This is a genomic window from Paenibacillus sp. WG02 (assembly GCF_055396115.1).
The window spans coordinates 2,039,326-2,051,350 of sequence record NZ_AP036016.1 but is presented as its reverse complement, the minus strand read 5'-3'; the positions used below and the strand labels follow the sequence as shown (position 1 = coordinate 2,051,350).

General features: G+C 43.2%; 9 protein-coding genes. 1 reads left to right on the top strand and 8 read right to left on the bottom strand.

The window, feature by feature from the left end:
• Window positions 1-23: 23 nt before the first annotated feature.
• The 7 genes from ACBP55_RS09690 to ACBP55_RS09660 form a co-directional block, all read right to left on the bottom strand.
• Complete coding sequence (locus ACBP55_RS09690) at window positions 24-839, bottom strand: carbohydrate ABC transporter permease (protein ID WP_464651103.1); 816 nt, start codon at window positions 837-839, stop codon at window positions 24-26.
• Complete coding sequence (locus ACBP55_RS09685; protein ID WP_464651101.1) at window positions 836-1,720, bottom strand: carbohydrate ABC transporter permease; 885 nt, start codon at window positions 1,718-1,720, stop codon at window positions 836-838. Before ACBP55_RS09685 ends, ACBP55_RS09690 begins: the two co-directional genes overlap by 4 nt.
• Window positions 1,721-1,731: 11 nt before the next feature.
• Window positions 1,732-3,087, bottom strand: a complete 1,356-nt coding sequence (locus tag ACBP55_RS09680) for an extracellular solute-binding protein (RefSeq protein WP_464651099.1) — start codon at window positions 3,085-3,087, stop codon at window positions 1,732-1,734.
• Between the two features lie 95 nt (window positions 3,088-3,182).
• The gene (locus ACBP55_RS09675; protein ID WP_464651098.1) at window positions 3,183-4,781 is read right to left on the bottom strand and encodes a response regulator; all 1,599 of its coding nucleotides are present in this window, start codon (window positions 4,779-4,781) and stop codon (window positions 3,183-3,185) included.
• On the bottom strand, window positions 4,778-6,592 hold the full coding sequence (locus ACBP55_RS09670) for a sensor histidine kinase (protein WP_464651096.1): 1,815 nt from the start codon (window positions 6,590-6,592) through the stop codon (window positions 4,778-4,780). The genes ACBP55_RS09675 and ACBP55_RS09670 overlap by 4 nt, the downstream gene beginning before the upstream one ends.
• A gap of 138 nt (window positions 6,593-6,730) precedes the next feature.
• Window positions 6,731-7,174, bottom strand: a complete 444-nt coding sequence (locus tag ACBP55_RS09665) for an OsmC family protein (protein ID WP_029196615.1) — start codon at window positions 7,172-7,174, stop codon at window positions 6,731-6,733.
• Between the two features lie 19 nt (window positions 7,175-7,193).
• Complete coding sequence (locus ACBP55_RS09660; RefSeq protein ID WP_464651094.1) at window positions 7,194-7,598, bottom strand: DMT family transporter; 405 nt, start codon at window positions 7,596-7,598, stop codon at window positions 7,194-7,196.
• An 849-nt stretch (window positions 7,599-8,447) separates the two neighbouring features.
• Here ACBP55_RS09660 and ACBP55_RS09655 point away from each other — a divergent pair.
• Window positions 8,448-9,134, top strand: coding sequence for a DUF559 domain-containing protein (locus tag ACBP55_RS09655; RefSeq protein ID WP_464651092.1), 687 nt, complete (start codon window positions 8,448-8,450; stop codon window positions 9,132-9,134).
• A gap of 804 nt (window positions 9,135-9,938) precedes the next feature.
• Here ACBP55_RS09655 and ACBP55_RS09650 read toward each other — a convergent pair.
• Window positions 9,939-11,711, bottom strand: coding sequence for a methyl-accepting chemotaxis protein (locus tag ACBP55_RS09650; RefSeq protein ID WP_464651090.1), 1,773 nt, complete (start codon window positions 11,709-11,711; stop codon window positions 9,939-9,941).
• Between the last annotated feature and the right edge of the window lie 314 nt (window positions 11,712-12,025).

Here is a 12,025-nt window from a genome sequence, read left to right as displayed (position 1 = left end):
TACACGCTCCTTGAATGAGTGAGTTAAGATTTAATGCTTTCAATGATACGTTTCTGCAAAATAAAATAGATTAGCACGACTGGAATAACACTAAACATGATTGCCGCACAGAGCGAACCGTAGTTCATATTCAATTGGTCGTAAAAGGCTACCATGCTCACAGGAAGCGTCCTAAACTTTTCCTTCGCTAGAAACAGATTGGCCATCATAAACTCATTCCAATTGCTGAGGAAATTAAGCATAAAAACCGTAACGAGTGAAGGAATCGTAATTGGAATAATGACTCGCCACAAAAGACCATAGATCGATAATCCATCCATGATCCCCGCTTCTTCTAACTCACTCGATATGGATTTCAAAAAAGCACTAAAAATAAACACAGTTAAAGGCAAACCTATCGTCACGTAAGGCAGGATCAGGGCTAGTGGCGTATTGTATAAGTGCATGCTGCGAAGCAGCATATATAAAGGGACAAGCAAGGATCCCGCGGGAACTAGCAAAGCGAGCATCAATATTCGTTGTAAGAGCTTGCTTACTCGTGGAAAGTCCATTCGTGTTAAGGCGTAAGCCGTAGCCGTACCAAGAAGCAACGTTGTCAACGCGGATATCACAGAAATCAATAAACTGTTCGTAAAGTAGTGACCCACATGTGCCCCCGTCCATGCATTCCAATAATTTGATAAAGAGAGTCGCTCTGGAAGGGACCACGGCGAGGTAATGATTTCTTTATTTGTTTTAAAAGAGGAGTTTAATACCCAAAAAAGTGGAAACAAAATAATGCCTATGTACGACATGAGTACAGCATGCAGGAAGACATGGCGATAAGGGGATTCCTTCAATATTGCACCTCCTCCTGCTTCCTTGTGAACCAGCCAAACAAGGATGTTAACATGCCGGTTAAGAGGAGAATAAGTACGGCAATTCCGTTTGCATATCCATACTCACCAATGCGATAAGCTTTTTTATACATATACGTAGCCATCACTTCTGTAATCCCATATGGATTGCCGCCTGTCATCACAAAGACGATGTCTAAAGCCTTCATAGCTCCGGTGATCGATAACAAAATCATGACCATGATAACAGGACGCAGCATCGGAAGCGTAATCGACCAAGCCTCACGCAGGCTTGTCGCCCCATCTAACTCAACCGCTTCCAAGATATTTTTGGGGATCGCATAGATCGCCGACAGCACCAGCACGACATAGAATCCAATCCACTGCCATGCGTTGGTAACAAGCACAGAGAGCATCGCTGTCGCTTCTTCAGCTAACCAAACATGCTGCCAAGTCATTAGCCCTACGGCTTCTAATGCTTGGTTGAGTAGTCCCGCCTGAGGATGATAGATGAATCCCCACAATACGCCAACTACAGCAGTAGAAAGCACTGTGGGTAGGAAAATCATCGTTTTGTAAAAGCTAGTCCATCGCCTAACTTTGCTCACCAGAAGCGCTAAACCGAGTATGAACGGGATTTGTAATCCGACAGAAAAACCAATGAAATATAGATTATTCCGCACAGCCATCCAGAAATATTTGTCCTGAAAAGCTGTAACGAAATTATCCAAACCATTAAATCTCGCCGGCGATACTCCGTTCCACTCCGTGAAACCGTAACGCAGCGACATGATCATGGGATATAAGAAAAAGATCACGAATAGCAGCAGCGTCGGCAATGTAAAAAGCGCATAAGCAAATGGGTTTCTACCTATCTTATTCATGTCTCATCCTACTATTTGGTGTGGGTTTCTTCCTTATTCGAAGCTTCTTGCTGCTTCTGTATCTCCGCCATTAAGGAGGCCGGGTCCGTTCTTCCGCCTATTAATTCTTGCATACCGCGTTCCAATTTTTCCCGAACTTTCGTTTGAATGCGTGAGTCGAATGCAGGGAAAGCACCTTTACTGCTTGCAAACACATTCAAAATTTCCGTAATTAGAGGATTCACATTGCTCGTATCCTGCAGCTTCATGGCAGGTGGCATCCCTTCTTCGACGAGCTGTCTTTTTTGCATGGATTCGTTATACATTTGCTTGATAAACTCCTTAATGGCCACCAGCTGATCTGGCGTTACTTTCTTAGAGAAGCCATAAGCATTAGACCATCCTCCATTGATATAACCATCACCTGGACCTCCCATAGCCGGGAAGTTCATGAAGCCTACATCCTTGACAATGGATGACTTCTCAGGATCAAGCAGAGGCGTATTCGCCCAACTGCCATCGAACATGAAAGCCGCTTCACCGCTGCTAAATTTATTTTGCTGTTCGGCATAGGCTAGGGCTAAGCTGCCTTCCTGGAGATATCCTTTTTGAATCAACGTATGGTATTTCTCAAAAGCATCCACAATGTCCGGGTCCGTCCATCGTTTACTTCCATCCAATAAGCCCTGAACAGAATTTGGCCCGGCCGTACGTATCCACATGGTATTGCTCATCATGTTAATGACCCATGAATCTTTAGCCGCCATTGCAAATGGCGTTATTTTATGAGCCTTTAGTATCGCGGCAGCTGCTAGCAGTTCCTCCCACGTTTGAGGTGGTTTTATTTGAAGCTCAGCCAGAATCCTTTTGTTATAGTACAAGCCCTCGACATACCCTGCCATCGGAATGCCATAAATTTTACCATTAACCGTAAACTCCTCGAAGCTATAAAACTTATTGGTTAATCCAAGCTCATTCAATATGGGCGTAAGATCAAGCAGCCTACCCGCTTTGACGTAATCCTTCGTGTCCGTCCCGCCAAACAAGTCGAATATTTCCGGTGGATTCCCCGCGGCCATCTCCGCTCTCAACTTCTCGAAGCGATTGACCTTATCCTCCACCCCATCTAACGTTATGGATAAGCCAGGCACCTTCGATTCCGTTGCTTTCACAACATCCTGCAGCATCGCGAAGCGCTTCTTCTGCGTATCCTTCACTTGCGTGTGACGAATTGTCAGTTGGATCGGCTCTCCTTTTCCCCCTGTTGGGATGGGAGTCTTGCCTGCATGAAGGTTTTGTTCCTTGTTCGAAGATAAGCTGTTGCAAGCAGTCATGATGAACGTCATAGCCACTACCGCCGCTACCGAAATCAACGTTCCTTTTCTCATCTTTGATTGATCTCCTTTTTGCTTGCCATCTAAGTATAAAATAACCGTTATTTGTCCTAAAGACCCACAAATTCCTTATAAAGGGGCAAAATCCTCTACTTCGCTTCTTTGCGCTTTTCGCGATACTCCGACGGAATCTCGCCAGTAAACTTTTGAAATACTTTGGTAAAATATCGCCGTTCGATGTATCCCACTGATTTCCCGATGTCCGTAATGCTTTTATCACTGTGGAGCAGCATCGACTTCGCTAATTCCATGCGATGCTTCGTAACATATTCAACGAAGGTTTCTCCAAAATGCTGCTTAAATAGTAAACTAAAATAGCTGGAGCTAATCCCTAAGGAGCTCGCGATATCCTCGATTCCAAAATCATTCGAATAGTGAGTTCTTATGTATTCCTTCGCCGCTGTCATGAGCAGCTCGCTGTTTTTCTTCTTATTCGTCCCTTCCAGCCCAAGTGCTACAAGCTGTACCATAACCTGAAGCAATTGTTGAATGCTCTCGCTCTTATCCAGTTGACACCAGATTTGTTCTTCTTCCTGAAAATCGAGTGAATTCATTTCTCGCAGTTCGCGGAGCAGATGAAGAATAAGGAAATGCAGCATCTGATAGGCTCTGGCAAAAGAGCTGTCAGACAAACCTTCAAGCAGTAATTTCAAGCGCTTTAAGGCATCCTCCGTTTTGATACGGTTCAACTGTTTAAGTCCTGTGACAATTTCCTCAACCAAATACCATAAGGAGCTGTTCGCATCGGCCTGCTCTTTGGACTCTCTATACAACAGCACGGATTCCTGCTTGCCCAGATTAAGCTGCATGAATCGCTGAAGCTTCCGATAAGCCTCAGAGAGTTGACGAAGTCCTATCGCAGTAGGAAAGATGCCGACACTAATGCCTAATTTAACCGATTGTGAAACGTTATGCTGCAGTAGAGCAGCCATTTCATTTAACTTTACCAATGCATCGCTTTCGCCCTTTTCATCCCATTGTATGATTACACACCACTCGCCTTCGCGGATCTGAAGTACCGTGAACTTCAATTTCTCATCCGTTAACGAGTCTTGCAATACATTTCGTACCGCGAAATTCCAAAGCTTCCGCTCATTCTCCGTCCAAGGCAGTGATTTCTGCGAGTAATTATCCACATCGATCATCGTAAATAAGTAGGTCAACGTTTCAAGGTCCATATCATCAATCGGAAGCAGCGTATTCGGGGTTATTTCCGTATAATTCATCAAAACGTCCTGCAAGATTTTCTCGTAGGCCAAATTTTTCATTTTGCCCCACTTTTGCTGCTCCTCTTGCTCACTTAGCTTCCTAACCTTGATTTCATTCGCCAATTTGCTAATTGAATTCTCGAGCTCTTCATAGTTAATAGGCTTCAATATGTAATCGCTCACACCAACTCGCATTAACGAGCGTACATATTCAAAATCCTGATAACCCGTCACCATAAGTACCGTACAATCCTCATTGATATCACGCAGCTTCTGAACGAACGTAATCCCATCCATAAGCGGCATACGAATATCACTCATAACGAGATCAGGGACATGCTGGCAGCTAAGTTCCAGTGCTTCCACCCCGTTTTTGGCCGTTCCAACGATATCAATCCCCAGTTCATCCCAAGGAATAACCGCCTGCAAATTACGCAAAATGTTAGGCTCATCATCTGCCAATATCGCTTTTAGCCTCATAAGCCTTCCCCCTTATTTTTTGGGATCACGATCTTCATCGTCGTACCGTGACCTTCTTGACTGCAGATGAACATGCCATAATGTTTGCCATATTGAATCCGAATACGGTCAGCTACATTGCTAACGCCTAGTCCTCTTCGCTCTTCATTCGCACTTAATATTTCGTGAAATGGCGTCTCTAGCTCTGTTTTATAATGGAATTTAGCTAATTTCTCCGCACTTATACCAATGCCGTTATCCGTTACATAAAGAGCAATCCGTTCCCCTTCATCCACAACCTTTATAGCGATCATGCCCATATAATCAATGGGTTCAAAACCATGCTGCAAACTATTCTCTACCAATGGTTGGAGAGTAAGCTTGAGAATGCTGTAATCCAATAGCTCAGGGGGAGCTTGGATGTCATATTGAAATTGATCTTCAAAACGGAATTCCTGAATTTCGAGGTAGCTTTTCAGATGCTCAAGCTCATGCTTTAGAGAAATCTCTTCTCTGTTTTCCATTCCGATGCGCAGCAGATTCCCGAGTCGATACACCATTTGGCTGACTTTTTTCCCTTGATTTTGGATCGCTAACACATTGATGGATTCGAGGGTATTAAAAAGAAAATGCGGCTTGATCTGGGCTTGCAGCAGCATAAGCTCGGCCTTATTTTTACGGTCCTGCTGACGTTTGACTTCTTCCAGAAGATCCTCCACACGCACAACCAAGCTGTTGAAACCTCTAGCGAGAGCGGACGTTTCATCCTTACCGCTTTCCTCCATGCGGGTCGTCAAATCGCCGCGCTCAACCTTTTTCATCGAAGAAAGCATACGCAGAATCAACTGAATAATTTTCCTTACGAAAACAAGATTGTACACGAGTGCAAAAAATAAACAAACGAACGTTATCCCAGCGACCAGCTTCATAATCGTCTCAATTTCACCCGCCACATACTTCCATGAGGTGATCGACACGACGCTCCAATCCTGAACACCCATCTGATTAATATTTAAATGGTAGAGTGACACTAAGCTTTTTTCATTCTGAAAATTCGCCTGGAAACTGTTGTTGTTTAGCTGCAGATCCAATTTACTAGGCAGCAGCTGCAGCACATTGGCACCTTCTAAATTTTGCTTATTATCATAGAAAATAAGTCCGCTTTTGTTGACGAGTAAATAACGCTTCGAGCTTTCCTCATTCGTATTGAATGATTTGAAAATTTGATCAAGCTCATTAAATTTGAACTTCAGCAGCATGAACCCTAGGTTGTCCATCGTCCAGAAATCTTTGACCAATCTCGCTTGATAGAATTCCCCGCGGCCCGTCCCGAACTCCTTATATTCGGAAGGTCCAATCCAGAGTGGACTTCCGTTCAATTCCTGAATGTGCTGGAATGCTGTACTTTGCGTCAGCGCTGTCCACGGCAAAGCGCTTCCACCCCCGCGCCCCGCACTAAACGATTTGCCGGCATTATTATAAATCGCGACGGATTGCACGGGTGAATAGGTCAAGATAGAGCCGCGCAGCAAGGTATCAAAGGTATTTAAGTCATATGACGAGAGCGTTTCTTCATTCGGCTTCACCTCATCGATCGTTCGGTAGATCCCCTGAATGCTCTCTTTTACCATCCAAAAGTCCGAGAAATAATTAGCTTCCTTGAACATGTAATAAATATTGCGGGAAATCGCCTGCAGCGTGACCTCTGTCAAATCCCCGTACTTCTTCTCAATGAGCTGCTGAGATACCGTATAAACAGCGGAGCCCAGTACGAACAATGGGATAATTATGAACATTAAAAAACCGATAAATACTTTTTTGTTCAAATTCATCGACGATGGCAGACTCCTTCCAAACCGAATCAGGCACCATCCTAGTGTTGGCGCCTTTACATTGCTTACTATTAATTATAAATGAGCCGCATTTTATGATCCTAGGGATAGGTTTGGATGCTGCAGGGATAAAATCCTCTACTCCTTCAGTTGATAAATCTCAGGTTCCACGATGACCTCAACATTCCCTTTTAAAGCTTTACTGATCATACAAGCCTGCTCAGCTCGATAGGTCGCTTTGCTTATTTTATCCGTAAGCTCTTGGGAAGTATGAGCTGGGCTAGCGATTCGCGGCCGGTGAATGATTTTATCCACCTTCATCGCCGGACTGCTATGGACGAATATCTCTGAGTTCAGCTCGATCGATGCAATTCCTAGACGCTTCAACAGCATGCTGAGTGTAATTAAATAGCAGGTCGCTGCCGCGCCAAGCAGCATCTCCTCCGGATTCGTCCCGATGCCAGGCCCATCTATCTGGCTTGGAACCGAGATTGCGGTGACTAGGTTACCTGTTCGAATGTGACCTGTGCCGTCCAAGCCTCCGGACCACTCCGCTTTTAGTTCAAAGCGATGCTCACTCATAGATTTTCACCCCTCAATTCTATCTATTCTCATTGTCTAAGTTTATTGCGATTGAAGAACTTTGTGCTTGTGAGACCTTCGTTTGGCCTTCGTCCCAGCTGCTGCTTATATGTAGACCAATAACCCCTAAGATGATAAGAACAATTGAAAGAACCTTCAACGTGGAAACCGATTCATTGAACCACCAAATGCCGATGATCGTAATGAGTGCTGTCCCTACACCAGACCATATGGCGTATGCCAAACTGACATCAAGCTGCTTTAGAGCCAGCGTCAGTAAGGTGAAGCACAAAATATAGCAGATGCCCATAACAATAGCCGGGCCTATCCTAGTAAAGCCTGAAGACATCTTCATGGCTGTCGTTCCCACTGTTTCAAAAAGAATAGCAAGCAGTAGAAATGTCCAATTCATATTCCAAATCATAGTAACCATCCTTTACGTATTAACTATTCATTTTTATTGTAATGGAATACGCTTTGTTTCACCAGTAAGCAAAAAATCGTTCTCACTCCTGGTGTCAGGGTGGGAACGATTTTGTTTTGATGCAATAGAAAAAGGCCATCCTTATCCCTAAAATAGATAAAAACAGCCTTATACTTGCTATTATTGATATCTATGAAATTGCATAAATCATGTGTTGGAATCAAAACAATGAAAGCCCTACCTCTCTTCCATCCTTGCGGCTCCAATGACCGCGCCAGTACGAATTGCTTAACAAACACCTGCTGCCGAAACACTTGACGTTGCCTCGGGTTTACCATAAATGAGCTGAATTTTGCTGCACATTGGGAGAAAAACAAACAAGGAGAGGGGGTTACTTTCTTCTCGCTAATCGTTCGTGTGGGGTAAATGAGGTTTGGTTTTAAGTGTTTATATGGTTCATTTCAATCAATTCATAAATTATATACGGAATTCATCACAAAGTCAACATTTAAATGTACTTATTTTTCTACACTTTTTGTTTAGCGTTCGTACACGCCTATCTACACCCTCAACACGTAAAACCAAACCTTTACTAATTAACAGCTGCGTTACCTGCATTAGTCAACGTAAATTGTAAAGCTAGTGATGCTACTATCTCTTTATGGGTTCTTATGATATTATCTATTTTAAGTCATTCGACATATTGCATTTAGAATAATTGAATGCAAAATACACATACACTTACTCATTTCCACAAAAATACGGCCGTGAAGCACACGCCGCTTTTCTAGTTCAGCACTTCGCTGATCTCGAAAAGCGGCTTATTTATTTCTTAAGGAGGTTATGTAAATGAACGAACTTATGTACACAGCACATGAAAATTACCTATCTCATCATCTAGCTATTAGAAAAGGGGAACGGTTGCGAAGGCTCCAAGAAGGGCATGGCCATGCTGAAAAAGCATTTCTTCATCAGGTCTGGTGGCCAGCGTTCGGTAACTTCAACGACCTGCACCCCGAGTATGAAGTGAAAGACTTTCGCGACGGCACTCGTTTCCTCGATTTCGCTTTTCTACGTCATTCCCTCAAACTAGCCATCGAAATTGATGGTTACGGTACACATTCATCACAAATCAGCCGCACTCAATTTGCCGACCAATGCAATCGCCAAAACCACCTCATAATCGATGGATGGAAGATTCTACGCTTCTCATACGATGATGTCAAAGAGCGCCCCCGCATGTGCGAACAAACCCTGCAGCAGTTTATGGGTCGTTACCTTGGCGGAACATTGCCACAAAACTGTAGCATGAGCTACATAGAAAAAGAAGTGTTTCGGTATGCCCTTACATTAAGCAGATCACTTACACCTCAAGATGTGTGCGATGTTCTTGACGTAGAAAAACAAAAGGCGCGACACATTTTGAAAAACATGCTAGAAAAAGACTTAATCCAAATCGCAGGAAAAGGAACAGAGAGAATCCGAACTTACCGTCTTACGCCCGCGGTGCTTCAAAATTTACATACTTTTAATTAATATGAAACTTTAAGCATGTTTTTCATCACTATGGAGTCACTTTCTGGCACTCCCCTTACTTTAGCGATAAAATTCATCGTCTCAGCAGACATTTGGACGATTCTGCACGAATCCACCTACTTTAAGCATGTTTTTCATCACTATGGAATCACTTTCTCGCACTTCCCTCACTTTAGCGATGAAATTCATCGTCTCAGCAGACATTAGGACGATTCTGCACGAATCCATCTACTTTAAGCATGTTTTTCATCACTATGGAGTCACTTTCTTGCACTCCCATCACTTTAGCGATGAAATTCATCGTCTCAGCAGACATTAGGACGATTCTGCACGAATCCACCTACTTTAAGCATGTTTTTCATCACTATGGAATCACTTTCTCGCACTTCCCTCACTTTAGCGATGAAATTCATCGTCTCAGCAGACATTAGGACGATTCTGCACGAATCCACCTACTTTAAGCATGTTTTTCATCACTATGGAATCACTTTCTCGCACTTCCCTCACTTTAGCAATAAAATTCATCGTCTCAGCAGACATTTGGACGATTCTGCACGAATCCACCTACTTTAAGCATGTTTTTCATCACTATGGAGTCACTTTCTCGCACTCCCCACACTTTAGCGATGAATTTCATTGCCTCAGCAGAAATTACGGAGGTTACGGACGAATCCTCCGATCTTAAGCTTGTTTTCTCACTATCAAGTCACTTCCATCCGCTCCCCACACTTTAGCAATGAATCCATCCGCTTTCGCGGCAGCTCCAACAAAAAAACCGCAGGCAAAGAGCCCGCGGTCATCTTTCTACACCGTAAATTTCTGCAAAGAAATTTGTAATTCCTCGGCAAGACCGGCCAAGGATTTGGCCGAATTCTCAATTTCCTCGGTCGTCGACATTTGCTGCTGGCTAGCAGCCGATGTCTCTTGACTGACGGAAATCCCTGTTTCCGAGACAGCACTCACGATGCCCATTACTTGTTCTATGCGTAAATTAGCATCAACAAGTTGGTGAATATTCAGATTCACACTTTCCACTTTCGCATTCACTTTCTCAACGGAGGATTCTATGTGGACGAAGGATTCTTGCGCTTTCCCCGAAATCGATAATCCAACTTCCACTTTGCCCGCTCCCGCATGCATGGAGCTTACAGCGTGATTGATCTGTCTTTGAATCGTGGAAACAAGTTCTGTAATATTGCGTGCAGATGAAGAAGATTGCTCAGCAAGCTTGCGCACTTCTCCTGCAACAACTGCGAACCCGCGGCCCGCTTCTCCAGCACGAGCTGCTTCAATAGCAGCGTTCAGAGAGAGTAGATTCGTTTGTGTGGAAATTTCGTTGATGACATTGACAATCTCACCAATTTTGTATGCATTTTTGCCTAATGCTTCAATGACATTGTTCACTTCGCGAACTGCATCGGAGATTTCCGTCATTTGACCGGCAATTGACACCACGGATTGTTTGCCGTTTTGTGCCGCTTGAGTTGCTTGTTCTGCGAGCTCAGCAACCTCTTGGGCTGACTCATCAATGAGCTTCGTACTTGTAAGCATTTGCTGAACTGCCTCGTTCGCTTGATTCACGCCAGCAAACTGCTTATCGAAATCTTCAGATAGCTTCTGACTGGATGCCGCTACCTGCTTCGCAGCCATGGAGCTTTGCTCCGAACTCGCTAGAAGTTCTTCTGAACTCGCTGAGAGTGTCAACGCATTCTCAGCAATCTGTTTGACTAAGCTGCGCAGGCTTTCGGTCATGACATTAAAGGAGCCTGTTAATTTACCGACCTCATCCTCATAAGGGTAGTCACCTTTTATAGAGAGATCACCGCTCGCCGCTTTCTCCATGTGCTCCTGCAATCTGCGAATTGGCGTCGTAATAATCATGTTTAAAGCTAATGCATTTGCCGTCATTACGATGATTGCGATTACAATGGTAAGGATAATGACCAAGTGTGACGTTGCAGAATCAGCTGTGCTTGAACGCTGAAATTGTTCAGCAGCGAACTCTTTGAGCAGAACTAGCTTGTCCAGCGCTTCAATCGTTTTATCACCTTGAGGTGAAACCTCATTGTTATACACTTGATAAGCAACCTGATTATTTTGGGTCGCATGTTCTATCGTACTGACTATAACCTCACGGTACTTCAGATTCAGTGCCTCAAAGCTTTTAAACGCGTCGGTTTCCTCTTGATTTAAAGCAATTCCTGCTATTTTAGCAACCAGATCCTTATTCTTGGCACTGTTTTCATCTAATTTAACTTTTAATTTGACTTTATATTTCACATCAGTCGAAAGCATCATCTCTAGCAAATTGGCTTCGGTTTCATTAAAATTTGACTTCAATTGATTAATCCATTTGACAGATAGAAGACTTTCCTCGTACATTCTAGTAGAATTACTAGACATTTTATCCATATAAAAATAGCCCGTAATACCTACAATTAGAAGGAACAAAATAGCGATAGCGTTCATAAGCAGCAGTTTAAATCGTAGTTTAAGATTTCGAAGGATGGACAGGTTTGCTCTCATATTTCTTACGTTCTTCAAGTTACTCGCATTCAATTTAGTTTTGAATTTCAAAGTCTCCCGTTCTCCTCCCGAGTGATAAATCTTGTACCTGCTCTTACTTGTCCAGTACGTAACTAAACCATTCATTTTGCATTATGTAACTAAACCTTACATAAAAATTATTTTAATTAACCTACGGTTTATTCTACAAAACAGTGTTAACGATGTAAAGACAAAATTAGGTAAAAAGAAACATAAATCTCAGAAATCGCGCATACAATTTATTCCATTTTCAGGATAGATCGGAGCTAAATGAAATGAAGTTGATCGGAATTATTGTGAATCCTCTTTCAGGGGATGGTAAAGGAGCTAACATTTAGAGAGAA